Here is a 444-nt window from a genome sequence, read left to right on the forward strand (position 1 = left end):
CTCCTGAGCAGCGCGTAGCAGGTCGCAAACAGCGCCAGGTTGATCGCCGCAAGCAATCCCGCGCCGAGCAGCAGCGGCGAATCGGTCACGCCAAGGAAGCCGTGCCGGAATCCCGAGATGACGTAGAAGAACGGGTTGGCGTGGCTGATCGCCTGGAATGTCGGCGACAATTGGCTGACCGAGTAAAAGGTGCCCGACAGCAGCGAGAGCGGGGTCACCACGAAATTCGTCACCATCGCCGCCTGGTCGAACTTTTCGGCCCAGATCGAGGTGATCACGCCCAGAAAGGCGAGCGTTAACGATCCCGCGAGCCCGAAATAAAGCACCCACAACGGGTGCGCCATGCTGACATGCACGCCCGGCCACAGCGACATCACCAGCCACACCGCGCCGCCGACCAGGAAAGCGCGGGTCACCGCCGCCGAAACCAGCGCCGCGATCAGC

1 protein-coding gene is annotated in these 444 nt (G+C 64.0%); it reads right to left on the minus strand.

Features of this window, described 5'->3' with window-relative positions; translation table 11 throughout:
- Nucleotides 1-444: ABC transporter permease (locus tag D7Y13_RS42970; protein WP_158626231.1), on the minus strand; the 444-nt coding region annotated here is incomplete at both ends.

The sequence above is a fragment of the Corallococcus praedator genome (genome assembly GCF_003612125.1).
Classification (GTDB): domain Bacteria; phylum Myxococcota; class Myxococcia; order Myxococcales; family Myxococcaceae; genus Corallococcus; species Corallococcus praedator.